The following is a 22,544-nucleotide window of genomic DNA, read 5'->3' as shown; positions in this document are numbered from 1 at the left end:
CGCAGTGACGACGCAGGCCCGTGGATTGGGGTGCAATCCACGGGCCTGCGCGTGTTCTAGGCTAGCCCACCTGCGAGCCCCTGCCGCACGCGTCGCGGCGGGGACTCGCAGGTAAGTCTCGCTCTCACGTGCCGGGCGGTAGAGCGTCCACGCTGCCACCCTTGACGAATCGAATTAATGCGTCGTGGGTCGCAGGCCCGTGGTTGAGTCTTGCCCCACCCGGCTTCTTGGAATCGCGCACGTAAGCCCGGTCAGGCGAGAATGCAAACTCTACGCATGACTGACCGGCATCTGAATAACTAGCCTTTCTCCACTTCAGTTCGGCCATTATCCCCTTACCCTGTCCAAAATATCCGAGATGAACGCGACTGAATCATTTGGTTTCAGTGCGTCGGCTGCCACGTCGCGCCACACGGCGGACAGCACGTCTGCGGCCGAGGGTTCGACCTTCTTCGACCCCTTCCCCTTGCGCTGGTTCCCCTCGAAGATCGTCAACCCTTGCAGGCCGTCGAGGTAGGCGCAGTCAGGTTCATCTGGGTCCGCGAAACTGAGTAGCGTCAACGGGCTTGAGTGAGCGCCGTAGGCCCCGAGTGCGTCAGGCAGGACCTGAATCGTGACGTTCGTCCGCTGGCTCTCCTTCAGCAAGTGATCAAGCTGCTCGGCCATCACTTCCGGGCCGCCGATCATCTTTCTCAACGCCGCTTCATCGATCAGTGCATGTAGTTCAAGCGGGCGCGGTTCACGAGACAACAGTGCTTGGCGGCTTTCTCGTTCGGCTCCTGCTCGTTCTGCCCAACCCGGCTTAAGTCGCCGGGCAGACTTCAGGGCGACAGCCTGTGCGAAAGCAGCAGTTTGAAGCTGTCCCGGAATCAGCGACTGGTTGAGCGTGCGCTCCAATTCCGCTTCAGCCTCGTCCATCCTCAACCGCAGGTACTCGTCCGAGAAGTCATCCGCGAACGGGATGATCTTCGTGTCGACGTCCGCGATTCCGTGGAGTCGTTGAGCCTCCTGGATCTCCTCGCGCGAGGCTCCGATGGCCCACATGATCTCAAGAACGGTCGCCCATTTCGGCAGACCTTCACCGGACAGTAGGCGCATGACCGTCTGACGCGACGGCTGGACGCGGTCGGCGATCTCCGTCTGATTCAACTTCTCGCGGTCCGCAATCGCGCCGACGAACCGCCCCAACCTGCGCTTACCCCTCGTACTGCCCACGGCCATGCGATCACCTTAGCCACGCTGCGTTGGTACACCGATTCGTACGTCACCCGTTCGGACACCACTGATTCGGACTGTCCGAACGCTAGTCTGTTCAGGTCGATGGGGCGACCTGGTTTGTACTGCCCTTTCGGACCCTGTCCGGGCCGTGCAAGCCCGCCACAGGCGCCCCATCGGCCCTGACTGATGGAGGTGGACGTTGTGGAACACCTGGTCAAGCTCGTCCCCGAGCTGGGTTGGGAGGTGTGGGTCCTCGCCGGCGCATTGCTCGCCCTTCTATGCCTGGCGATCGCCCACCACTTCGAGAGAGTCAAGCGTTTCCGCAGGTCAAGTGAACGGGTACGCCGCCGGGTTGAACGTGCGGACGCACGGTGCGCCACCAAGGTTCGTAACCGGCTGCACGAGGCACGGCGGGGTGACTTCAGGGTCCTGTACTGGCGTCGGGACCCGATGTCGTTGGCGTGCCTCGTGAAGTCGCACCGCGCCGGTGGCGTCCACCGCAAGCGAGCACGGCGCGGCCGTCACACCAAGGTTGAGGTGACGGTCTGATGGCAGCGGTGGGAACCGAGGCGGTAGTGGTGCAGGCGCTACCGCCTATGGAACGCCTGTTGACGGTGCCGGGCCGAAGGTTCCGGCTGTGGTCTGGCCAGACGCCCGATGGTGGGTTCGAGGCCAGAGCGGTCCACACCTACCCGATCTTTCCGGGCTCGCCGAAGTCGTGGGCGGACGTGCTCAAGGCGTTGTCGCCTACCAACGCCACGGGCGCGCGAACGAATCCGGACGGCGAGTTGGTGGCCTACATGGAAGGCGGTCTAGACGACGTCATCGACTTCGTTCTGATGATCCCGCCTCCCGAAGACCGCATGGCACCGAAACTAGTTCTGCCCAAGGTGGTGGGGGTGGGCTGGTCCAGCACGCCCGGTGCGCTTGCCCTTGCATCGCAAGGGGGTGTCGCCCTGTGACCAGCGATGCTCGCCTGTTCAGGACGGAACTCGCCACGTTGGCAGCGGCACTGCCGAACACCGCGCGGAACTGGCGGGTCCGACAGATGGCGGCGGCCATGAACTGCTCTGCCTCTGTCGCACGCACCAGCATGGACCGTCTGGTTCGCGCTGGCGTCATGCAGCTCGAAGTCGTTGAGCCGCACCCCAGGACCCGCGAGAGGAACAGGTACTCACTCAGTCCTGACGCCCTCGGGAGGAGCCGCGAGGCGGTCGCCTCGAACAGTTTGGAGCCGCTGCAGGCGGTGGAGGCGGACCGGTCGCCGGACAGTGCCTCACAGGTTCACGACACGGGGCGGTCCTCGTGATGTGCCGGGGAGGAGCCGTTGGTGGCAACACAGCTTCTCGGTTTCTGTCCGACGCCGCGGGATCGGCTGGACGTGCTCGCCGTTCTGGCGAGCGACCCCGACCGGGCGTTCGGGGTGGACACCGACCTGACTCTGGCGCTGGGCCACGTGATGGAGCGGGGCGTGTTGTGGCAGATCGCCTCCGAGCTGCTGGAACAGGGACTCGCCGACGCCAGTTCGGAGGTCTGGATTGGCCTCAAGCTCACGATCTCCCACCGCGGCTTGGTGACGGCCTGGGACGGCCTGCACGTAGCCGACAAACAAGGTATCCGTTCGCGTGCGCGTCCTATCCCGCCGCCTCATGTGTCGGAAACCGTTACGTTCAAACGAATCGAGGGGTGATGAACGAGGACGTGCAGCTACATCCGGTGGACATCGTCATCCTGATCGTCGTGCTGAACTCGCCTGCGGACACCAAGTGGCGCACTCGCGACGTGTATGAGATGACCGACTACTCGATCTCCCACGTGCGGGAGGGCTTCAGGAGGTTGGGCGAATACGGCGCGTTGCAGTGGGAACCGGACCACCCCAACGGAAAGGTCTACCGGCTCGTTGCAGCGCAACGACCTGCCCTGTGTGACCTTGCGCGGAACCGCGTAGACGCTGAGGTGCAGTGGAAGATCATCACCCTGGGTCTGGAACGCGTCCTTGAAGCCCTGGCCCCGGCCGCTGGAGGTCGGCGATGAGCGAGACCCGAGAGGCACGCCTGGCAACGGTGGCGGTGCGGCTCCTGGTCGACACAACAGTGCCCTACAGCGTCGCCGACCTGACCAGGTGCCTGTCCTTGGAGCAACACGAGATCCAGGCTCTGGTGTCGGAAAAGCTGGCAGACGGCTGGCTGCGGGTCGCCAGGCCTCTGGCCGATGACCAGCACGGGCAACGACAGGGGTTGATGACCTACCGACTCACGCCGGACGGCGAGTCGAAGGCACGGAAGCTGGTGTCCCGGTTGTGGGGACACAGTGCGCCGTTCGAGTCCTTTTTGGAATCCTCGGGTCTGTCGATCTACGCCGCGTTGGTGGTTCGTGCAGCCCGCGGCGACGCCGAGGCCATGGGAGGTGAGGTAGATGGATGATCTACGGGTGGCAGCCCTGGCGGTGACGGTCACTCATTTCCTTCACGCCCCAACGCTTCGTCCCAGTCTGGTCGAACTCGGCGAGAGCCTGCCGCTGCACAGGTGGCTGATTCGAAGCCTGATCGTCGAGATGGTTCCTTACGGCTGGTTCGACGTTCAGGAGGCAGAGGACGACGATCGGATGGGCCGCCCGCAGGACGACCTCAGGTACGCGCTCACTCCGCGCGGCGAAGCCGACGGGCGCGCGCTGATCGCCCGGTTGGTCGGGACCAACCAGGCCTTCCAGAGGTACCTGGACCAAAGCGGACTCTCGATCTTTGCGGAGTTCGTCGCCAGAGGTCAGCAGGGAGTCGAGATGGAGATGGAGCCGACAGCGGTTCCGACCCTCTACTGGGAGGTGGACGGACAGGACACGAAGCGCCTGCTCATCGCAACGGTGGACATGCTGGGTGACAGCACGGTGCAACGTTGGCGCAGAACGCTTCCGACGTGGCTCGGTGATCACTGCATGATCGCCGACACAGACGAAGGCGTGAAACTCTGCCCCGTCAACATGGTCGAGGAGGCCAAGTGACTGACGCCCACTCGTATCGACCGACGTTCGCCCGCACGCTGGCCGCCTGGCAGAACAAGGCACCCGGAACTCTGGACGACCTCATGGTGCACATGGGCGTCAGCCGGACGACGGTGGTGGGTTGGCTGTCCGGCGAGAAGATGCCGGGCTTGGCCCGAATCGTCCGCCTGGCAACCTACTTCGACCGTGACCCGGAGCAGGCCCTACTGGATATCGCCACCGAGTCCCTCAGGGACGATCGACTGGACAACATGGGGCTGCGCCCCGGCCAGGACGTGCTGGACGCGGTACTGGCGCACGACCTGGCGGCGAACTGGAGCAACGGCACGGGGTGGTGGCAGTGACGGAATCAGACAAGGTGCCGTGGACGGCCTCCCGCGAACACGTGTTGAACCTCTTTCGCAGTAGTGCCGACACGTCCTACACGCGGCGGGAGGTCGTGGCCGCAACCAAAACGCCGCAGAGCACGGTCGCGTTGTACATCGGGTTGTTCCAGGAGGCCGGGTGGCTCTCCGTGGCCTGGGTCGCTGAGCCCGACCCGACATCGCCTGACCAGCCGATCCGGTGTTGGCGCATCACGCAGGCTGGACGTGACGCCTGGCAGGAACACCGGCAAGACGAGGAGGCAGTGAGGACGTAGGGGCGAACAGCCCAGCACAATCTGGCCCGCGCATGTCGGAGAGGCCCCGACCAGTTCAGACCTGGTCGGGGCCTCTCGGCGTCTCACGGGTGGTCGAGGCCGTCCTGGCACCCGTGTAACCACGGCCAGGCTACGCCGCGGGGACCGGGCTAGGCGGGTGAATCCTCACCCCCGTCCCGGTGGCCCGGCCGTGGTCGTGCGGTGCCGACCGCCTCCCGGCACCCGGCCTGTCAGCTCGGGTGGCAGCCGGGTCAGCAGTTCGGCGCGGCGCTGATCCTCGCGTGCCTGGAGTTCAGCTGCCACCGCCTCGATGGCCAACCGATCTCGGCGAGCGCAGGCCGCGGACACCAACGCCAGGCCGGCAGCGAGCACGGCCACCAGTGGGGCTGCGAACAACCCCACCGAACTCATTACACCCATGGCCCAGATACCCCCTTTTCGTGTGAATGGATTCCCCAGGTTTGTAGTTTTGGAGGGGCCAAAACTTGCAATTTGCCACTTTCAGGTGGTCGCCAACGTCTACTTGTAGACGGCAGCGCACGGTTATCGGACCCCCCAAAATCCTCCGGGTGAGTTAACGCGTGCCGGTGCACGGTATTGGCGCGAGTGGTCAACCGTGTCTGTCCTACTTGGACTGCGACCAAGCGCGTGAAACCGGTTACGCCTACGCAAACCCGCAGCTCAGAGCACTTGAACACCTGGACGCGCAGCTTGCTTGATGCGGCAACCGGTTTGGTGATTATCCCCCTGATTGGGGGAATGGGCTCGGTGTCAGCTTGACGCAAATGGGACACGCTGCCACGGTTCTTAGCCATCTGGAATGACGACTTTTGAACGAACACGAGTGGCCTAGTGGGTTGCACCGAAAGGGCAACAAGACGCCCGCGCACTCTGTCCGTGACCGACTCCAGAGCATCCGTCGACCCGCCTACCGCGGCCTGGCCGCACCACCTGGGAGCTGAAGTACAGATGACCTGCCTGTCCACCGTCGAGGTCTTGCCCGCAACGATCTACGTGCGACGGGTGGACGCACACGATGCGCGGCAAGGGGTGGAACCGCCCAGGTGAACCGTCGCCGCACCGCGCGGCGGGCGGTGCCACGGTTCCGCCGACCTGTACGTGATCGGCAGCCCGGTGGTGGCGTCGGCGTTGTCGCACTACGCGTTGCCTGCCAGGGCTTTCTGCTGGTCTTGATCGTCGTCTCGGCCTACTGCGGCGGAGTGGCTTTCCTTCATCGCCAATGGAGCACGGCCGCCGGGTTCGGCGGCCTGCTGCTCAGTGCCTGCACGGACTTAATCCTGGTGTGGGCCTTGACCTCTTCGACCGCTGGGTGGCATCGCTCCGAGCACGTCTAGCAACCCTGTTCTCAATCCACCAAGGCCTTCGTCTGCGCTGCAACATTCGCTATCGCAAAGCAGGCGGTGCCGTTCGTCAGATGGGTAGGACTTCTGTTGGCAGAAGTGGTTTTGCGCGTTGATGACATCGACCGCAACAGTGAGGCACACGAGACCATCCGATGGAGCCTGGACGGCAAGCCGCTCAAGATCGACTTGAGTCAGGGCAACGCCACGCAGATGCGGGCGGAACTGGCCTTCTGGGCGTCGCACTCCCGGCCCGAGGGGCGCGAGAACCGCATCACCCGGTCGCAGTTCGCGAGTCCGCCCGTGGTCGGCGCGCCCGGCAACTGGTGGCAGACGCCCGAAGGTGCCAACGCCGAGCTGCGCGAGCAGTACAAGGCGCTGCGCCAACGCATCCAGGCGTGGGGTGAGGACCACGGGTGGAACGTGGGCACGCGTGGCCGGATTCCGTACGCGCTCGCCAACGCGTGGAAGGACGCTCTGAAGCTGGACGGCCAGGACCCGCTGGTGGCGGCAGGGGTAACCGATGTCTCGTAGCCGCAACGACTCTGGGATCACTGACGTTGACGACTACCTCAGCGATCCCAGGTTCATCGAGTGCAGGTCCGAAGGACATGCCTGGCAGAGACAGCACCGGGGATGGGTCATCGAGGAGACCGGTTCCGGCGCGGTGCTGACCCGGACCGCCCACTGCCGCAACCCGTGCGGGCTGGTGCGTATCCGCCGCAAGACGTTCGACGGCGTCCGGCTGCACTCGGTCTACCAGGACACCCAGGGCTACTACGTCACGGGCATCACCTTGACCCGTGACGAGGTGGACGCCTGGGAGTACCAGCAGGACAACGCCAAACCCAAGAGCCGCAGGCGCAAGGCCGCCTAGGACAGGGAGATGAGTTCGTGAGAAACGCATTCCGCGTCATCGCCGCCGTGCTCGGCGCGAGTACGGCGATGGCGTCGTGCGGAAGCACCACACCGGCACCACCACTCCGCACCGTGACCTCCTTCGCCGTCAGCCAGACGACGTTCCTGACGTGGGGAGAAGCAGGCGCGATCCGGGACGGGGTCACGGTTCGCGCGCTCCGGCCGGTGGTTGCGCCGGCCGAGGACCGCCCGGCGTTGGAAGAGCTGGGACGCCGGGAGTTGTTGTGCGACATCGAGGTGGTCAACGGCAACGACGAGGTCGTGCGCATCGGGGTCAGCGGTCACGTTCGTCTGGTCGAGCTGCTGCCGGGCGCGGAGCCCGGCCCGGCGGTCGAACCGCGGTCCACCGCTACGATCCGCCGCAGCCTGCTGGCTCCGTTCGACAACGGGTCGGTCACTCTGCACGTCGCCGCCACCGTGGGCGGTCGCCCGGTACCGCAGGGCTGGCAGTACGCCGGGGTGATCGCATGACCGTTGCGTGCGCCGGGAATCCGCTGAACCCGGAAGAGATGCGGGTCGCCCTGCAGGCGATCGAGCGCCACGGCGGCAAGGTCATGTTGTGCCCCCTGCTCGACCAGCAGGGCCTGAGGGTCAAGCAGGTCGGTCCCCACTTCATTGATGTCGTCCGGATGGCTTTCAACTGGCGCATCGTGGAGACCTACGTAGCCAACCCGCTGTACTACGCCCGGTACTGGTGTTACGCCGGAACCGCCCACGGGACTTTCCTCGCCGCCGTGCTGGCCGCGGCCGTGTGGGACGGGGCAGCGGACACCGAACCGTTGAGCTGGAACAAGAACGGCCAGACCGGGCAATGGCGTGAGCCCGCCCTCAAAGCGGCCCTGTGTCCATGCGGAGGTCAGGCCGACGGCGCAGCGCAGACCGGCATGTGCTTGTGGTGCAACCTCTTCGACACGAGAACCGAGGCCCTTCGATGACGGTTTCAGCGGATGTCATCTGCCTGCACGACGGCAGAGTCATGTCGACCCACCCCGACACCGCGTGCACTTGGGACCGCTGCTGTGTGCATCGGCCCAGTGACCACCCGCTGAAGACCGCCCCGCTGTTCTGGGACCACGACAAGCGGATCATGTTGCGCCGCTGCAAGCACAACAACCTGCATCCCGATCCCGACGATCTCAAGGTCAGGACGTGGGAAGACGAGGCCTTCCACTACTGCGACGGATGCTGCGAGGTCAAGGTTGAGCGCACAGCCTGAAGCGACGGGGAACCTGGACGCACCGGCCGACAACGGCCTGGCTATAGACCTCGCAGAAGCCGTTGCGGCCCAGACCAATCTGCGGGATTGCCAGGACGCCCAGCGGCGCGCGGTTGAGCGACGCCGCAACGCGGTGCGCCGCCTGCACGAGGTGCACGGCATGAAGTGGGAAGTCGTCGGAAGGCACCTCCAGCTGAGCCCCGGTTCAGTGCACCGTGCCGTCTTCCCCCGCACCAAAGGGAGCCCGACCGAACTCGACCCGCAGGACGTCCCGGACGTAGCCGACGAGGCAGAGCACGGCCATCGTGACGAGTGAGCGCGAATCCGTGTCCTGCCCGTCGGCCGGCCACGGCCAGGAGTGGCGCTACACCCGGCACGGCGCAGTGGCCCACTTGGTCAACGTGTTGGCGCATCACGTCATCGCCCGATGCGGCGTGAGCGTCGACACCCCCAGTGACTGGTACGGATCGGGCTGCCAGGACGAGGTCGAGCAGCTGGACCGCATGGCCAAGTGTGCCCGGTGCCGCCACCTGATGTGGGGCGACAGTCGAACGTCAGCCAGAAAACCGAGAGAAGCAGGGAAAGGTAGCGAGTCACGTGCACGTCGGCAGCACCACCGTTCGGTTGTGTATCTGCACCAACGAGTTCCAGGACCAGACCTACGGCCACCGACGCCGGGTGTTCAACGTCGGACCGAACCGGCTGACGTGCTCGTCCTGCGGGCGCAAGGAGATCCGCCCCAAGACCGACCCGGCGAAGGACAAGACCAATGGATAAGCGACCCACCCGCACACCACTCGAACGCCTCCGCTCCGGTCAGGTCATCAACGTCAAACTCCAGGGCTGCTACGAAGCCGACATCTCCGCCCAGGGGATCTCGGTCGGCGGCTGCGAATGCGGCGACAGCCTGACACCGGCCACCGTGCGGGAGCTCCACGACGCCATCGGCGCGTACCTGGTCGTGCAGGGGGAACGCAAGTGAGGCACGCAGCCCCGACCGGCGACACCCCCGACCACTTCACCGGCACGCTCACGTTCACCATCGAACCGCAACGGGTGCAACCAGGATCGCCACTCAACGACCCGCGTTACGCCCGATGGCTGGAGTGGTACGAGTACGCGGCGGCCAACTTCGGACCCGCCACCGCGGCGCTCTCGGTGATCACCGTGGAGCAGGCGTATCTGGTCTGGCTGTCGATCGAAGTGGGCAGATCGGTGATGGACGCACGCGTCGACGCCGCGGCCGGTGACACCCCATGACCAGGTCCGTGATCGTCTGCGCGGCCCCGGAACAGTGTGACCTGACGATCCCCGGAGTTCAGACGACCTGCTCGGACTGCTCAGCACCGCTTCGGGCAAGCCTGCCGATGTGGGCGCGGCTCATGACCGGGACGTGGGATGCGTTGTGCACCAACTGTTTTCGTGGCGCCCACAGACGCGGCGAACTGGACGCCTTGAAGCTGCCCGCCGAGTTGTTCCCCGCCATGGCAAGCCAGGGAACGCTTGTCGAAGCGCTCCAGGACATCGAGCAGGTCAACCGGGGCGACATGTCAGGCGACCAGTACATGGACAAGATCGAGGAGAACCTACGCCGTGACCGGCCTTGACTTCTTTCAAGAGATCGACGTCGGCGGACCGGCCCCGATCGAAACGGACTTCGTCCACATACGACGGGAACAGGTCGACCTGCTGTGCGCCGCCGGGCTGGACCTGCTCAGCCTCGACGGCAAGTCCGCGGCAGCCGTCGAACTGATCTTGCGGAGATCGTTGGGCCACATCGAGAGCCTGCCCCGGCTCTTCCCCACCAGGACGTACGGAGAGGTGATGGAGTTGCTGGGCACGCTCATCCTGGAATGCGAGGTCGCACCCCGCACCGAGGTAAGAGTCGTCGGTTGACCTGCAACCCGCTGGTCGCGGTTGTGGGTCGGACAGCCCGGTAAGGACTGGTGCTACGACGTCACAGTGCCGGTGTCCCCCCAATGCCCCGAGTACATCGGCCGGGCTGGTCGGTCGTCCCCTCGCTGAGGTGGCACCAGTCACCCACAACACAAAGGAGCCCCCTCGATCCCACACGGGATCGAGGGGGCTCCTTTGCCTGTGACTAGTAGAAGAGGCGCTGTCCGGGGTAGATCTTGTCCGGGTCGCTGATGCCGTTGCGCGAAGCGAGGGCCGGGTATCCGCCGGGATAGGCCAGCTCGGAGGCGATGCCGCCCAGGGTGTCGCCGGCCTGAACGACGTAGACCCGCTCTGCTGGTGCCGCGGCGTTGCCCGGCAGGACCAACTGCTGACCGGCATAGATCCGGTCAGGGTTGGAGATCCTGTTGAGCGCCACCAACACCGCGACGGTCGTCCCGTTCTGGGCGGCGATCTCCGACAGGGTGTCCCCGGACCGGACCGTGTAGGTGCCGGTACCGGCGACGGGGCCGGGGGCCGCACCGTTCGTGCCGGGCTTGCGGATGCGCTGCCCCACGTAGATCAGGTCGGCGTTCGGGATGGCGTTGGCGACGGCGACCGCGGAGACCGTCGTTCCCCACGCGGAGGCGATGCGCGACAGGGTGTCCCCGGCCGCCACGGTCCAGACGTCTCCGGGGTCGGCGACGCTGCCGCCACCCGTGGGAGGTCCGATCGGCGGTGCCACCTGGCCGAGGGTGAGCGAACGCAGGTTGTACGTGCCCAGCGTCGCGTTGCGGTCGACATGCCCGGCGATCCCAGGGACGATGCCCTCCTGGGTGTGCTGGTGCACCGCGGCACGCGGATAGCTCCAGCCAGGCTGTCCGGGCGCACCGTTGTAGTGGGCGATGTGCCCCAACAGATTTCGGGAACCCCAGTAGGAGAACGACAGGACGTTGCGCCACCAGTCCAAGTTCCCGTACACCTCGGCGGGCTCGACCCGCAGCGTGTCGTAGAACTCCGTCACGTAGCTGTTGGCACCGGACCGGACGTCGGCGGCCTCCATGTCCAGCATGGGAAGCAGCGACCCCGCGTCCAGACAACCGGCGTCTCCCGCCACCGTCCGGAAGTGCCTTGCCTGCGCGGCACCGGAACCGGCCCGCAGGAATGCGTAGGCGCCCACGACGATTCCCGCGGCCTTGAGCTGCCGGACCTTCGCGAAAAAGCTGGGATCTACATAGCCGACGCCTTCCGTCGCCTTGACCCAGGCGTAAGTGATTCCGTTGGCGCGTACGGCGTTCGCGTCGTTGATGGCGTTCCACATGGAGACGTCGATGCCATGATCCATCACGGCCTCCGTTCATCAGTTCGTCGGGCAGGCCGTCCTGGGCGGTGCCGGGTAGGGGTTCTGGGCAAGCAGTTGCTTTGCCTGCGCTCGCTTGGCGACGTAATTCGTGATCGCCTGCCGGGCGCGTTCCTGACGGTCGGCGGCGTCGGCCTCGTTGACCGGCGGGCTGGTGCCCAGCGCGGCCACGGAGGTCATCAGGGCGTCGAGTGCGTCCTGGGCTTGCTGGCTGCCGCGGGATCGGGTGTCCAGGGCGTCGGCCATGTTGTTGGCGTAGACGGTGTGGCACTCGGTGATCCGCCTGGTGGCCGCGGACTGGGCCAGGCCCAGGATCACGGTGACCAGGCCGAGCACCACCAGGACGAGGGCGACGGCCGCCCGCCAGGATGGGCGCAGGCGGTGGCGTGGCGACGGGCTCACCGGTTCCCCTTCCGCGACAACGGTTGCGATGCGGTGGACGTCGCGGGCGGTGCGGCCGACCAGGTATCCGGCGACGAACCCGGCGGCGCATCCGCCGATGGTTTGCAGCAGGTAGAGCCAGCTGGTCATGGCGGCCCCCTGTCTTCAGATTCCGCCGACGGCGGGGCCTGGTCCGGTGCAGGTTCGGGATCATCTCCGGCGATGGCGGCGGCGATGCGGCGGCGGACCGTGGACAGGGCGTTGCCGCCGGAGTCGTTGCGGCCCAAGGCATAGATCGCGCCGACCACGACCGCGAAGATCCCGTTGACCAGTGGGTCCCGCAGTTCCGGCCGGAAGAACCCGACGATCACGTTTCCTGCCCACACCAGGCTGATCAGGACGGTGAGCGCGTTGGTCAGTCCGCGAGGAAGCACGCCCGCCCCCTTGCGCTGCTACGGAGTCGGGTCCGGCGACGCACCGGCCAGTGCGTCCCAGCGGCTGTTCACGGTGTACTGGAGGTCGCTGTCCAGCGAGGTGAAGGACACCGCAGGGTTGGAGGCCACGATCCAGGAGAAGCATTCGGCGTAGGAGTCCTGGTCGTGCTGCACGTTCACCGCCAACGCGCGACGCAGGCGGCGGTACTCGGAGCCGTCGTTTTCCTCTGCGCCAACGTCTCCGGCGGCGACGAGCATTGCGATTCGGACCCGGTCTCGGAAACCGGGATGTTGAGCAAGGTCGGCCATGTCGGCGAACGCCACGAGCACGGTCCTTTCGGGACTCAGGCGGTTTTGCCCAGCACCAGATAGGGCGCGGGGCCTTGGATGTGGACGACGTCGCCCACGATCGGGCTGTAGCTGGCCAGGCGGGGCAGGGTGAGCACCGAGCCGCGGACGTTGACGAGAACCCGTGTGCCGGAGGTGCCGGACACGGTGCCGACCAGGCGCAGGGACTCCCGCAGTTGGGCGAGCAGCTCCGCCAGGGCGTCCTCGGGAAGCACGGACCGGCCTCCCTACTGCTCGGCTGGCAGGTCCAGGGACCGGGTCTCCATCGTCTGGAGCTCCGACGGGCTCAGCGGGATGGTCACCTTGTCCACGATGTGCTGCTGGACGGTGCCGTCCTCGACGTTGCGTACCTCGATCACGTCCCCCGCCTCCAAGGCCGGGTTGCAGATCGCCGCCAGGGTGACCTGGGCGTTCATTCCCTTGGCGCGGGCGAGCAGAGCGGCTGCCGTCGCGGTGCACTGGGGAACCGTGGTCAGCATCGCGGAGACGTAGAACCGTGGCCGCCGCCCGAAGGCACCGGCGTAGTAGGTCGGGCTGGTCGGGTCGCTGTCCCAGACGGTGGCGGTGACCGGCGCGGTTCCGTCGCTGCGCTGTCCACTGGCGACCACACCGGAGTAGGTCCGTTCACGGGTCAGCTTGTCCCCGCGCGTCACCAAGATGCCGGCCTGTCCTGTGGAGACCCGCCACACGACGGGGTCCGTGATCTGCGGTTGCAGCCGGATCACACCGGACCCGGTCGGGTCGAAGAACACTTCCGATGCGATGCCGGTTGCCAGGACCTCTATGCCGTCGGCCCACCGGTCCCGTTCGATGTCGAGCACGGCGGCGACGGCCACCGACCCGGTCCTGTCGACCACGGCCACGGAGGCACCCAGGCTGTCCTGGACCAGGCGTCGGATCTCGCTGACAGCAGTGGCCCCGGCGATCGTCTGCGTGGGCGCGGTCAGCCGGTCCTCAGCGACGCGGGCGGACCTGTCGACCAGGCCGATGGGCAGGGAGCTGTCCGAGCCGACGGGCTGGTTGCGGGTGGCCTCGGTGACCATGCCCCGGATGACCGGCACCCACTCCACGAGCCCGCCCGGCAGACCGATCCCGTAGTCCACCTGAACCTCGGTGCCCAGCGGGGCGAGCACCGAACGGGGATCGACCGGCCACAGGTTGGGGTCGGTCATGATGGTGCCGGTGCGCCGGACCTGCGACGTGGCGTCGGAGGTGACCGAGCCGCCGCCCACCGGTACCTCGAGGGAGCCGTACGGGCCGTAGGCGACGGCCCGGACCGTCATCGTGTGGGACTGGACCAGGGCCTGCTGCGCCTTGGTCGACAGGGGCCACATACCGGCCCCCTCTCGACCGGTCAGGCAACCAATGCCGCGTCTGGGGGGTCCACCTCCGTGAACGGAGCCGAAATCACGCGGGTGTCCTGGTACGGCAGCCGCCCCTGTGGGTCGACCGTCAGCGCTCCGAGCACCACCCACATGTCGCCGGGGTCGTAGTCGCCAGGAACGCGGAGCAGTACCGGTGACAGATCACCGAAGGTCGCCAACAGGGAGCGCAGCTCCGCACGGGACAACGCGCCGAACGTGACCGTCCCCGTTGCTGCCCGCCGTTGCGCCGCAGACACGACGACCGGCCGGGCACGGCCCAGGACGTTGAACGTCCCCTGGTCGACCTCGTAGGTACGCACGGGCGTGGGGGCGGCGAGCTGCACGACGAACGGCGACGCGGGGGCGGCAGGATGGGTGATCCACGTGGTGCCGGTCGAGGCGAGCAGCACCGGCACGGAGGCAACGCGGCCCCCGGTGAGCGCGGCGTTGTAGGCCTCATAGGTCACCGCCGTGTCGAAAGGCGGTTCTCCGTCGTCGACCACGAACAGCGGTGCCAACAGCGACGTGGACAGGCCGGCCGTTCCGGTCCAGCTCCCGCCCGTGCTGCTCCCGTCGAAGTACGAGCCGTCGGTGGCGGCGCGCTCGATCACGACTGCGTCCATGTCGACGGTGGTGACGTTGGCCGTGATGCCGGTGACGGTGAGCGTGACACTTCCTGTGACGGCACCGGAAGGCGCGACGGCGGTGAGCACGTGCCGTGCGGTCTGCCCGACGCTCGTGTTGATCTGATCGCCGGACAGGGTGATGGTCGTGGTTCCGGCGGAGGAACCGGCCGCGTCCAGCCACGGCACGGTCACCGTCACCCCGCTTGGCCTGGTCGACCAGAACAGGTTGAGAGAGATGGTGAACGTTCCTGGGCCAGGCAGTGTTCCGGGAACCAACGCCCCCGTCGTGGTGCTGGTGCTCACCATCCGCAGGACGTACGTCCCGGCCGGTGCCGAACCTGAGGGCCGAGACAGGGTGGTCTGCCCGTTGAGGGCGACGTACCCGGACAGCGACACCTCCACCGACGGGTTGGTACACAGGTTCCGCCTGGTGGCCGTCGTGGGTACCAGCGGAAACGCACCACGAACCGGACTCCGCACACCATCCCCGGTCACGCGGACCAGTTGCAGGGCAGCGGCATCCGGCCACCACGTCCACACCCGGATGACACCGCGCACCGGGTCCGGCGCAACGGCGATGCCTCCACCGGCGTAGACGGTCGGCTTCACGTATCCAGCCCAGGAACGCAGCGCCCACGGGCTCACGCCTACCTGGCTCAGAAAGACGAAGTTCGGTGTACTGCCGGGAATCGGCGTGGGGACGTCCTGCCACCCAGGAGGTACAACGTTGGGAATCTCGTTGGCACTCCACGGGAAACGCGCCCATGGCGTGCGCGCGTACATGGCCTAGTACCCCACAGCCGAGTAGCTGAAGACCACGTTGGCACCCGCGCCCGACAGTGCACCGGTCGCGGTGTTGAACACGTAGCACGTGAAACCACCGAGCAACAGACTTCCGGGATAGATGGCGAAGTGCAGGTTGCCCGGCGTACCCGAGTGCCACGTGAGATTCGCCGTCAACGCCTGGTTGGGAAACGGAGACTTGAACACCACTGCGAACTGAGAGGAACCGTTGGTGATGCCGGTCGCGCACCCACCCCGCATCATCAACACCGACGAGGAGGGAATGGCCGAACCGTCCTGCCGGTATCCGAACTCGCTCGGCAGGCCGACACCGACGTCTGCCTCCCACCGTCCGCCGTTGTAGGCGCGCTGAACGACAATGCCCTCGTCCGTCACGGCGGTCCGCATGCCGACGTGCGCGTCAGTCGGCAACGCCGCACGGGCAAGCGGCAACGTCACGTCCCGAACCGTCGGGGCGTTCACCACCTGAGTACTCGACGGCCACGCACGCGCCGCCGTGCCCTGCCTGCCACGTACGACCGTCACCGAGGTGGAGGCCGCCGTGTGAGCGGTGACCCACACGGTTTCCTCCACGCCCAGGGTCGGGTCGTGCAGCACCAGAGGAAGGTAGGACGTGGTGGAGTACGTGGAGGGCAAGGACGCGAACGCAGCCGACGACAGGGTCGTGTCGGACACTGCGGCGGCGGTCGATAGCTGACCGTAGAAGTAGTCGATTCCGTTGCGGTACTCGTAGACCACCGCTTACAACCTCCGTCGGGCAGCTAGTGCCGTGCCCATTCCTTGCTGGGCTTGATGAATGCGTCCATCGATCCGTGCTTCCAGACCACCGCCGAGATCGAGCGTGCCGGTGATCAGAAGAGGTCCGGACGGATCTCCGTTGCGCTGCAACGAATCCCACTGACCAGAGGTCAACACGGGCTCAGGTCGCCCCGTTCCGTTGTAGACGGTGGAGACGCCGGGCATCAGGTAGCCGCCGGAGTCGTAGCCCATCGGCGTTGAACCGACGGCCTGCTGAACGGCGAAAATCGTGCCGTACCTGGACTTGATGTAGTTAATGCCCGCCACGATGTTGGCCACCGGGTCGTAGATGTCGCCGGACAGCCGTGGATCGCGGTAGGCGTTGAACGTCGACCCGATGGTCTGCATGAGACCGCGGGACGGGTCTCCGCGCTGGGCGTTGATGTCCCAGTTGTTGATAGCCCTGGGGTTTCCGCCGCTCTCACGCATGATCAGCGTGTGCAGCGGGCCGAACCAGGAGCCGTCAACTCCGGTGATCCGGATACCCGTGGCGATCCACTTACCCAGGTCACCGCTCGCCGATTCGGTACCGCCGCCGAACCAGGAAGTCACCTTGTCCCACAGGACATCGCCGATCTTGCCCAGGTACTTGCCGGGCAGCGCGGCGAGCTGGTCCACCCACCGGCTGCTCGACCCGATCCGGCCGCGAATGAATGCCGCCGGGTCACGGAACAGGTCGACCACGTCCTGGCCGATGTCGCCCACCCAGTCGGCGATGGTGCCGACGATCCCGCCTCCAGCGAACCGCGAGACGACTCCGCCGCCAGAGAACTGTTGTCCCACAACGGTTCCGCGACGATGAGACGCTGCGGCGTTGGCGGCAAGGATGTTGCTCGGCCCGATCTGGCGGACCAGTTCGGGCACCAACACTGCCTCACCCGGCGATAGCAACGCCGGGACCGAGTCCCGGCCTGGCGAATATCCACTGAGGACACCGCCGCCTGCCAACATCGCCACCTGCGGCAGCATCATGTCCTTGAGGCCGACGAAGTCCGCCACCTGGTTCCACACCTGCCGGACGCCGCGGTTGTAGATCACGTCAATCACGAAGTTGACCGGCCCCTTGAGCTTGTCCTTCAAGCCGGACCAAATTCGCTCGATCAGTGAAACCCCGGTGTCGAAGGCGCGGCCAGTCGCGTCGATCGCGTCCTTGATCCCGTTGAACGCCCACAGGATGGTGCTCTCATAGACCCGCCGCAGCACCGCGCCGATCGCCTCGACCTTGGGCCGCACGTACACGTCGTACAACAGCGAGAACGCGGCTCCGACCCGGTTGAGCCAGTCGATCCCCACGCCCAGGATTCGGCCGATCTCGCCCCACACCGAGGCGAAGAACGAACCCAGGCTGGTCAGGATCGAGGTGATGGCCGACCACACGGCCTGACCAGCGGAGATCCACAGGTTGAAGTACCAGAGCACGCCGTTGACGATCACGCCTATGATCACCGTGTCGTAGAACCATTGCGCGGCAACGACTATCGCGCGGAACGCGGTGGCGAAAGCGGCTCCGACCGGCGCCAGGAACGTCATCAGGTTGCGGAACTGGCGGGCCAGTTCCTCGAACAGCGGGCGCAGTCCGTTTTCCCACACCCAGACCGCGAGATCGCGGATCAGGTTGAAGGCGATGACGTAGGGCGTGACGAACAACGTGATGAACACGGCCGCGGCGATCCGCGCCGCCGTCGACAACGCGTCGAAGATCGCCGACAGGATCGACCAGGCCGCTTCCGCTCCGGTTTGGATCGCCGACCAGGCAGGAACGAAAGCGTTGCGCCACAACCACACCGCCGCGTCGCCGACCCACTGGACGGCGGCGACGATGCCGCGGAACGCAGGCTGAAGGTAGCCGGTCCACGCGGCTGCCACGACGGCCTTGATGTTGGCCCAGGTGGTCAGCCAGAAGTTGCGGAATCCCTCATTGTTGTTCCACAGCCAGATGATCGCGCCGACCAGGGCAGCGATCGCGGTGACGATCAGGCCGATAACGTTGGCCCGCTGGGCGGCGTTGAGTGCCCACTGGGCCGTCGTCCACGCCTGCGTGAACTGAACAACCTTTTGGATGATCAGCACGCCCGTGACGACCGCGTTGTACGCCCGCAGCGCGATGACACCGGCCAGAAATCCTGCCGCCACAACGGGAAGCACAGGGGCCAGCTCCCGCACCAGGGCAACGACCGGCGGCAGCAGGGACACGGCGATGGCCGTCAACTGCGGGATCATCGGCGCAAGCGCCACGGCGACGTCGGAGAACGCCGACGCCACAGGAGGAAGCGCCGGACCCAGGACCGTCACGCCCTCGATCACCGCGCCAAGCACGGCGTGCAGGCCGGGCTGGAGGTTGGTGACGACGTCGTGGACGGTCCGGAAGAACGTGGCCAGTGCCTCCTGGCCTTCGACGCTGGACAGCATCGCCGCGACCGACCCGGTGACGGCGTTGAGCGTGTCGAGCAGCCCACCGCCCTGCGTGCTGGCAGCGGACAGGACCGACGACACGATGGTGCCGACGTTCCCGAGCAGCTCGCCCAGGTCGTCCAGGGCTTGCAGGCCCAAGTACATCCACTGCTGGAGCTGCCCGGATTCCCTGGCCGCGGCGATGAAGTCGGCGAACCGCTGGGCGGCACTGCCCGCGCCGTGAGTGAGCCCGGCGAACACCTCGCCACCGACGACCCCGACGTCACGCAGGGCGGACAGCAGCGGTGCGATCACCTGCACCAGTTCGCCGGTGCTGGTCTTGGTGGAGGCCATGATCAGGCCCAGGTCGGCCACGGTGCGGGAGTCGGTGGCGAACCCGACCAGCTCCCGCCGGCCAGTGGCCAACTCGGTGGCGGTGGCGCTCATGCCACTGGCGAGCAGCGGCACGTAGAGCTTGGCCAGTTCCTTGAACTCCGTGCTGGACCCGGCCAGCAGCGCGCTCTGGACGTCGTTGCGCAGCCCGAGCAACTGGGGACGTGCGTCGCGGATGGAGACGGCGAGCGCCCGGCCCTCCTTGGACAGGCCCTCGATCTTCTCCGTGAACTTCTCGGCGTCGTCCCACGAGCCCAGCGCGTCGGCGATGCCCGACAGGCCCACGGCGAGCGTTCCCGTTGCCACGCCTCCCGCAGCGAGTGCACCGGGCAGGATGAGCGCGGCCCCGGACGCTTGGCCCAGAACGGCACCCAGCCCAGCCACGGCAGGCAGGGCCGAGCCGATGGCGGAGACCCCGGACGCGGAGGCAAAGGCGTACTTGGAGAAGCTGGCAAGCGACTTGGCCCCGTTGTCGATCCGGGAGGTGTCGATCTTCTCCATGCTGGTGACCAGCCGGACGATCGACCGGTTGCCCTTGGAGGTCTCCGTCTCCAGGCGCTTGGTCGCCTCGGTCAGGTGGGCCTTGGCCTGGTCCTCCTCGGCGGTGAGCGCCACCATCTGCCGGGCAACGGCGGCCTGGCCGCGCTTGGCTGCGGCCAGCCGTTCCTCGGCGGTGGCGAGCTGCGCGGCGGTGGCCTTGCCCTTGCCGCGCAGCTCCGTCAGCTTCTCCTCGGCGACCCGGACGCGACCGGCGGCCGTGGCCTCCTTGTCTCGCGCCTCGGTGATCGCGTCGGCTGCGTCCTGGACCCGGCCCTTGGCCAGTTCGATGTTCTGCGCCAACGCCTCCGCGGCGTCATGCCCTGCCTTGGCGGCGGCGCGCTCCAGGGAGTCGCCCAGGGCCTTGCCCGCGCGGTTGCCCGCGCCGGTGGCCTCCTTGGCCATGACCATGGCGAATCCGCGCATGCTGGGCAGGACGTCGACCCATACCGCTGCGCCTGGGGGCATGGTTCACCCCCGGCTGTGTCAGGCAGGCTTGAGACTGTCGAGGTAGGCCACGACATCGGCGGTGGACGCGGTGCCCCGGTGCCCGATGCGGTTTGCCGGAGCTCCCGGCCGCGGGACGGGCTTGGGCTTGCCCGCCTTGCCTCCCAGGGCGCGGATGATGCCGGCCGCGGCTTCGGCCACCCGGTCGGCGATGACGGCGGCCAGGTAGGTCTCATCCGTCCAGGCGTGGCCCTTGAGCTCACGGGCACGGGCTCCGTTGGGCGGCAGGTGTTCGACCAGGACCCGCAGGCGGCGCAGGGTGATCCGGCCCCGCCAGTAGTCGGCCAGGGGGTCACCGCCGTAGGTGGCGGCTAGGTCCGCTTCTGTCGCTTCTGCCGCGCCCGCGAGGACGTCGGCAACCGTGTAGGGCGTCCCTCGGCGTCCTCGTCCTGGACCTCACGGCGCAGGTCGTCCATCAGGATCGCCAGGTACGACGACCGGCCACCCAGTTCGATGAACTGTTCGTACTGCTCGCCCAGCACGTACTGGCCCAGTTCGACATCGCTGGTGATGTCGGCCAAGCCGTCCTTCCAGGAGTCGGACGCCAGCAACGGATGCGGGAACGAGAACTCCTGTCCTGCAAAGGAGAACGTCACATCGTCGCCGCCGACTGCTTCACGGCGCTGGTTCACGATCGCTTCGAGATCACGAATGGTCACTGTGGACGGTCACCCTCCTTCCGGGCGGGCGAAGGGGGATGCGGACGGGGCTGACGCGCTCTACCCGCCCAGGGAGCGCGTCAGCCCCTGATCAGGGGGTGGGTCAGGCGGCGGGAAGCCAGCCTTCCTTGAACATGCGCTTGACAGAGAACCCGTCGCTGCCGGGATAGGCGGTGATCGTGCACTCGTAGCCGATCAGCGAATCGCTCTTGTAGACGACGTCTCCACGTTCGGTGACCTCGGCGAGCGGCAGCACGATGCGGCGGTGATAGGTACCGTCCACGACGTCCACACCGAAGGCCCTGGTGTCCCGCTTGGGCTTTCCGGCCTGGGTGAAGCTGACGACCTGGTTGGGCGCAGAGCCCGTGACGACCATGTCCGACTCGGGAACCCGGTAGAACAGGCTGATCGTGGCGGCCTTGCTCTCCCACAGGGTCGCGGAGAAGGTCTGGACGGAGCTGGTGACTTCCGTGCGGATCGGCGTCGCCGACTGCCACGGCACAAAGTCCTGCTTGTCTTCGTTCAGCGACTCGGTTACGCCGTCGTCACTGATGTAGCCGAGATCGGTCCATCCGGAAGGCCAGGCGGACATGTCGACGGGTGCCACGGTGCCCAGGGGTGCGACGTACAGTGCGCCGGTCACGCCCAGGCGTGCGAGTTCGGCATTCGTTGCCATTGTGGGTGTTCTCCTTGCATGGCAAGGGAACACGCGCCCCCTGGGCGTTGAACGCGTGTCACCAAGAGGGTGTGTTCTGGTTCTAGGCGGGCCGTATCAGCAGCGCATACGTTGCGCCGTAACGGCTTACGCGGGTGTTGTAGTCCGGCCGTCGATCAGGGCCGAGTTCCTCGGTGACCTGGGCGACGACCGCGCCGCCCACAGTGGAACCGGGGAGCATGGCCAGCCACGCCTGCACTGTGCGGCACAGGTCGGAGGCATCAGCACGGGTGGAGGCGTAGGCGTCGAGGTCGAAGCGGGGTGAACTGGTCAGCCAGCGGTGGCCGTTCCATCCCCGGTTTCCGGTGGCACCAGAAACCCCGGTGACCTGGACGACCGGTAGCACGTCCTCCAGGTCGGTGGGCAGGTCGGCTACAACCCGCACACCGGTCAGCCGGTCGGCCAACCATCCGATCAGCATGGCCTCGCTGTCGGGATGGGTGGCGGGGGCGAGCATCACCGCGGCCTACCTCCCTGCCTTGCCGACGCCATCGACCGGGGCCGGACTGGGCGTCGGTGGCTGGTCGGTAGGCGCGGACACGGTGACGGCGTCGGTGGCGTGGACGTAGCGGGCGCGGCCTTCGGCGACGGCAACCCGTGCTGCGTCCTCGTCCAGGTCGACCGTCTTGCCCACCCGGCTGTTGTCGCGGTCAAAGGCGATGATCACCTTGGGCACGGCGGAGTCCTTAGCTGTTGGTGGTTCCGGCGGCGCGCCCGAGCAGGCGGGTGCGCTTGCGCTTGGCGGTGCCGAACTCGTGGTCGGCGTAGTCGTCGGCGACCACGCGGGAGTAGCTGCGGCCCTTGGGCCGGGTGCCGTCCTCCACGCTGATCGTCGCCTCGGCGTTCTCCTGGCGAGCCAACGCCTGGGCTCGCGCCGCGACCTCCCGCGCAGTGCGGGCCAACGTGGCTCGAACGGCAGGCAGGTCCACGACCTGTCGGAACAGGTCGTGGGAGATGCGGACTCGGGTACGTGTGCGGGCCACG

At 66.8% G+C, this 22,544-nt stretch carries 36 protein-coding genes; 19 read left to right on the top strand and 17 right to left on the bottom strand.

Features of this window, described 5'->3' with window-relative positions; all coding sequences use genetic code 11:
• Positions 1 to 124 precede the first annotated feature (124 nt).
• The gene (locus JNUCC0626_RS20215; RefSeq protein ID WP_394621333.1) at positions 125 to 328 is read right to left on the bottom strand and encodes a DUF397 domain-containing protein; all 204 of its coding nucleotides are present in this window, start codon (positions 326 to 328) and stop codon (positions 125 to 127) included.
• Positions 328 to 1,221 (bottom strand): Scr1 family TA system antitoxin-like transcriptional regulator, encoded by an 894-nt coding sequence (locus tag JNUCC0626_RS20210; RefSeq protein WP_394621332.1) that lies wholly within the window; start codon positions 1,219 to 1,221, stop codon positions 328 to 330. The genes JNUCC0626_RS20215 and JNUCC0626_RS20210 overlap by 1 nt, the downstream gene beginning before the upstream one ends.
• A 198-nt stretch (positions 1,222 to 1,419) precedes the next feature.
• On the opposite strand from JNUCC0626_RS20210, the gene JNUCC0626_RS20205 reads away from it, so the two are divergent.
• From JNUCC0626_RS20205 to JNUCC0626_RS20170, 8 genes are all read left to right on the top strand, one after another.
• Positions 1,420 to 1,767, top strand: a complete 348-nt coding sequence (locus tag JNUCC0626_RS20205) for a hypothetical protein (protein ID WP_394621331.1) — start codon at positions 1,420 to 1,422, stop codon at positions 1,765 to 1,767.
• Positions 1,767 to 2,180 (top strand): hypothetical protein, encoded by a 414-nt coding sequence (locus JNUCC0626_RS20200; protein ID WP_394621330.1) that lies wholly within the window; start codon positions 1,767 to 1,769, stop codon positions 2,178 to 2,180. The genes JNUCC0626_RS20205 and JNUCC0626_RS20200 overlap by 1 nt, the downstream gene beginning before the upstream one ends.
• Positions 2,181 to 2,548: 368 nt before the next feature.
• Complete coding sequence (locus tag JNUCC0626_RS20195; RefSeq protein ID WP_394621329.1) at positions 2,549 to 2,908, top strand: hypothetical protein; 360 nt, start codon at positions 2,549 to 2,551, stop codon at positions 2,906 to 2,908.
• Positions 2,908 to 3,252, top strand: a complete 345-nt coding sequence (locus JNUCC0626_RS20190) for a hypothetical protein (protein WP_394621328.1) — start codon at positions 2,908 to 2,910, stop codon at positions 3,250 to 3,252. Before JNUCC0626_RS20195 ends, JNUCC0626_RS20190 begins: the two co-directional genes overlap by 1 nt.
• A complete protein-coding gene (locus JNUCC0626_RS20185; protein ID WP_394621327.1) occupies positions 3,249 to 3,641 on the top strand; it encodes a hypothetical protein in 393 nt (130 codons plus the stop codon). Before JNUCC0626_RS20190 ends, JNUCC0626_RS20185 begins: the two co-directional genes overlap by 4 nt.
• Complete coding sequence (locus JNUCC0626_RS20180) at positions 3,634 to 4,215, top strand: hypothetical protein (RefSeq protein ID WP_394621326.1); 582 nt, start codon at positions 3,634 to 3,636, stop codon at positions 4,213 to 4,215. The genes JNUCC0626_RS20185 and JNUCC0626_RS20180 overlap by 8 nt, the downstream gene beginning before the upstream one ends.
• Complete coding sequence (locus JNUCC0626_RS20175) at positions 4,212 to 4,559, top strand: helix-turn-helix domain-containing protein (protein WP_394621325.1); 348 nt, start codon at positions 4,212 to 4,214, stop codon at positions 4,557 to 4,559. Before JNUCC0626_RS20180 ends, JNUCC0626_RS20175 begins: the two co-directional genes overlap by 4 nt.
• Positions 4,556 to 4,855: a hypothetical protein gene (locus JNUCC0626_RS20170; protein ID WP_394621324.1), complete on the top strand. Its 300-nt coding sequence runs from the start codon at positions 4,556 to 4,558 to the stop codon at positions 4,853 to 4,855. The genes JNUCC0626_RS20175 and JNUCC0626_RS20170 overlap by 4 nt, the downstream gene beginning before the upstream one ends.
• Positions 4,856 to 5,020: 165 nt before the next feature.
• Here the strand turns inward: JNUCC0626_RS20170 and JNUCC0626_RS20165 are convergent, their stop codons facing one another.
• Positions 5,021 to 5,257 carry a hypothetical protein gene (locus JNUCC0626_RS20165; RefSeq protein WP_394621323.1) on the bottom strand — a complete coding sequence of 79 codons (237 nt, stop codon included), beginning with the start codon at positions 5,255 to 5,257 and terminating at the stop codon, positions 5,021 to 5,023.
• Positions 5,258 to 6,315: 1,058 nt separating this feature from the next.
• Here JNUCC0626_RS20165 and JNUCC0626_RS20160 point away from each other — a divergent pair.
• From JNUCC0626_RS20160 to JNUCC0626_RS20110, 11 genes are all read left to right on the top strand, one after another.
• On the top strand, positions 6,316 to 6,750 hold the full coding sequence (locus tag JNUCC0626_RS20160; protein WP_394622067.1) for an Lsr2 dimerization domain-containing protein: 435 nt from the start codon (positions 6,316 to 6,318) through the stop codon (positions 6,748 to 6,750).
• Entirely contained in the window at positions 6,740 to 7,093 is a 354-nt protein-coding gene (locus tag JNUCC0626_RS20155; RefSeq protein WP_394621322.1) for a hypothetical protein, read from the top strand. The genes JNUCC0626_RS20160 and JNUCC0626_RS20155 overlap by 11 nt, the downstream gene beginning before the upstream one ends.
• A 17-nt stretch (positions 7,094 to 7,110) precedes the next feature.
• Positions 7,111 to 7,605, top strand: coding sequence for a hypothetical protein (locus JNUCC0626_RS20150; protein ID WP_394621321.1), 495 nt, complete (start codon positions 7,111 to 7,113; stop codon positions 7,603 to 7,605).
• Positions 7,602 to 8,069 carry a hypothetical protein gene (locus tag JNUCC0626_RS20145; RefSeq protein WP_394621320.1) on the top strand — a complete coding sequence of 156 codons (468 nt, stop codon included), beginning with the start codon at positions 7,602 to 7,604 and terminating at the stop codon, positions 8,067 to 8,069. The genes JNUCC0626_RS20150 and JNUCC0626_RS20145 overlap by 4 nt, the downstream gene beginning before the upstream one ends.
• Positions 8,066 to 8,350: a hypothetical protein gene (locus JNUCC0626_RS20140; protein WP_394621319.1), complete on the top strand. Its 285-nt coding sequence runs from the start codon at positions 8,066 to 8,068 to the stop codon at positions 8,348 to 8,350. Before JNUCC0626_RS20145 ends, JNUCC0626_RS20140 begins: the two co-directional genes overlap by 4 nt.
• Positions 8,334 to 8,666: a hypothetical protein gene (locus JNUCC0626_RS20135; protein ID WP_394621318.1), complete on the top strand. Its 333-nt coding sequence runs from the start codon at positions 8,334 to 8,336 to the stop codon at positions 8,664 to 8,666. Before JNUCC0626_RS20140 ends, JNUCC0626_RS20135 begins: the two co-directional genes overlap by 17 nt.
• 281 nt (positions 8,667 to 8,947) lie before the next feature.
• Complete coding sequence (locus tag JNUCC0626_RS20130) at positions 8,948 to 9,127, top strand: hypothetical protein (RefSeq protein ID WP_394621317.1); 180 nt, start codon at positions 8,948 to 8,950, stop codon at positions 9,125 to 9,127.
• Positions 9,120 to 9,332 carry a hypothetical protein gene (locus JNUCC0626_RS20125; protein WP_394621316.1) on the top strand — a complete coding sequence of 71 codons (213 nt, stop codon included), beginning with the start codon at positions 9,120 to 9,122 and terminating at the stop codon, positions 9,330 to 9,332. Before JNUCC0626_RS20130 ends, JNUCC0626_RS20125 begins: the two co-directional genes overlap by 8 nt.
• Positions 9,329 to 9,610 (top strand): hypothetical protein, encoded by a 282-nt coding sequence (locus JNUCC0626_RS20120; protein WP_394621315.1) that lies wholly within the window; start codon positions 9,329 to 9,331, stop codon positions 9,608 to 9,610. Before JNUCC0626_RS20125 ends, JNUCC0626_RS20120 begins: the two co-directional genes overlap by 4 nt.
• Entirely contained in the window at positions 9,607 to 9,957 is a 351-nt protein-coding gene (locus JNUCC0626_RS20115) for a hypothetical protein (protein ID WP_394621314.1), read from the top strand. Before JNUCC0626_RS20120 ends, JNUCC0626_RS20115 begins: the two co-directional genes overlap by 4 nt.
• Positions 9,944 to 10,246 (top strand): hypothetical protein, encoded by a 303-nt coding sequence (locus JNUCC0626_RS20110; protein WP_394621313.1) that lies wholly within the window; start codon positions 9,944 to 9,946, stop codon positions 10,244 to 10,246. The genes JNUCC0626_RS20115 and JNUCC0626_RS20110 overlap by 14 nt, the downstream gene beginning before the upstream one ends.
• Before the next feature lie 205 nt (positions 10,247 to 10,451).
• Here the strand turns inward: JNUCC0626_RS20110 and JNUCC0626_RS20105 are convergent, their stop codons facing one another.
• From JNUCC0626_RS20105 to JNUCC0626_RS20040, 14 genes are all read right to left on the bottom strand, one after another.
• Complete coding sequence (locus JNUCC0626_RS20105) at positions 10,452 to 11,588, bottom strand: LysM peptidoglycan-binding domain-containing protein (protein ID WP_394621312.1); 1,137 nt, start codon at positions 11,586 to 11,588, stop codon at positions 10,452 to 10,454.
• Positions 11,589 to 11,603: 15 nt separating this feature from the next.
• Entirely contained in the window at positions 11,604 to 12,134 is a 531-nt protein-coding gene (locus tag JNUCC0626_RS20100; RefSeq protein WP_394621311.1) for a hypothetical protein, read from the bottom strand.
• A complete protein-coding gene (locus tag JNUCC0626_RS20095) occupies positions 12,131 to 12,418 on the bottom strand; it encodes a hypothetical protein (protein ID WP_394621310.1) in 288 nt (95 codons plus the stop codon). The genes JNUCC0626_RS20100 and JNUCC0626_RS20095 overlap by 4 nt, the downstream gene beginning before the upstream one ends.
• 18 nt (positions 12,419 to 12,436) lie before the next feature.
• Positions 12,437 to 12,742 (bottom strand): hypothetical protein, encoded by a 306-nt coding sequence (locus JNUCC0626_RS20090; RefSeq protein WP_394621309.1) that lies wholly within the window; start codon positions 12,740 to 12,742, stop codon positions 12,437 to 12,439.
• Positions 12,743 to 12,762: 20 nt separating this feature from the next.
• Positions 12,763 to 12,981: a hypothetical protein gene (locus JNUCC0626_RS20085; RefSeq protein ID WP_394621308.1), complete on the bottom strand. Its 219-nt coding sequence runs from the start codon at positions 12,979 to 12,981 to the stop codon at positions 12,763 to 12,765.
• 12 nt (positions 12,982 to 12,993) lie between these two features.
• Positions 12,994 to 14,100 carry a DUF5047 domain-containing protein gene (locus tag JNUCC0626_RS20080; protein ID WP_394621307.1) on the bottom strand — a complete coding sequence of 369 codons (1,107 nt, stop codon included), beginning with the start codon at positions 14,098 to 14,100 and terminating at the stop codon, positions 12,994 to 12,996.
• A gap of 20 nt (positions 14,101 to 14,120) precedes the next feature.
• On the bottom strand, positions 14,121 to 15,365 hold the full coding sequence (locus JNUCC0626_RS20075; RefSeq protein ID WP_394621306.1) for a hypothetical protein: 1,245 nt from the start codon (positions 15,363 to 15,365) through the stop codon (positions 14,121 to 14,123).
• A gap of 177 nt (positions 15,366 to 15,542) precedes the next feature.
• Positions 15,543 to 16,298, bottom strand: coding sequence for a hypothetical protein (locus JNUCC0626_RS20070; RefSeq protein WP_394621305.1), 756 nt, complete (start codon positions 16,296 to 16,298; stop codon positions 15,543 to 15,545).
• Between the two features lie 3 nt (positions 16,299 to 16,301).
• On the bottom strand, positions 16,302 to 20,105 hold the full coding sequence (locus tag JNUCC0626_RS20065; protein ID WP_394621304.1) for a transglycosylase SLT domain-containing protein: 3,804 nt from the start codon (positions 20,103 to 20,105) through the stop codon (positions 16,302 to 16,304).
• 392 nt (positions 20,106 to 20,497) lie between these two features.
• On the bottom strand, positions 20,498 to 20,845 hold the full coding sequence (locus tag JNUCC0626_RS20060; RefSeq protein ID WP_394621303.1) for a hypothetical protein: 348 nt from the start codon (positions 20,843 to 20,845) through the stop codon (positions 20,498 to 20,500).
• Positions 20,846 to 20,948: 103 nt separating this feature from the next.
• Complete coding sequence (locus tag JNUCC0626_RS20055; RefSeq protein WP_394621302.1) at positions 20,949 to 21,521, bottom strand: hypothetical protein; 573 nt, start codon at positions 21,519 to 21,521, stop codon at positions 20,949 to 20,951.
• A gap of 82 nt (positions 21,522 to 21,603) precedes the next feature.
• On the bottom strand, positions 21,604 to 22,020 hold the full coding sequence (locus tag JNUCC0626_RS20050) for a hypothetical protein (protein ID WP_394621301.1): 417 nt from the start codon (positions 22,018 to 22,020) through the stop codon (positions 21,604 to 21,606).
• Positions 22,021 to 22,026: 6 nt separating this feature from the next.
• Entirely contained in the window at positions 22,027 to 22,236 is a 210-nt protein-coding gene (locus JNUCC0626_RS20045; RefSeq protein WP_394621300.1) for a hypothetical protein, read from the bottom strand.
• 10 nt (positions 22,237 to 22,246) lie between these two features.
• Complete coding sequence (locus tag JNUCC0626_RS20040) at positions 22,247 to 22,543, bottom strand: hypothetical protein (RefSeq protein ID WP_394621299.1); 297 nt, start codon at positions 22,541 to 22,543, stop codon at positions 22,247 to 22,249.
• Position 22,544: the final 1 nt, after the last annotated feature.

Source organism: Lentzea sp. JNUCC 0626 (assembly GCF_043632865.1).
Classification (GTDB): domain Bacteria; phylum Actinomycetota; class Actinomycetes; order Mycobacteriales; family Pseudonocardiaceae; genus Lentzea.
Note: the sequence above shows the minus strand (reverse complement) of the source record. Positions and strands in the feature narration are given on the sequence as shown.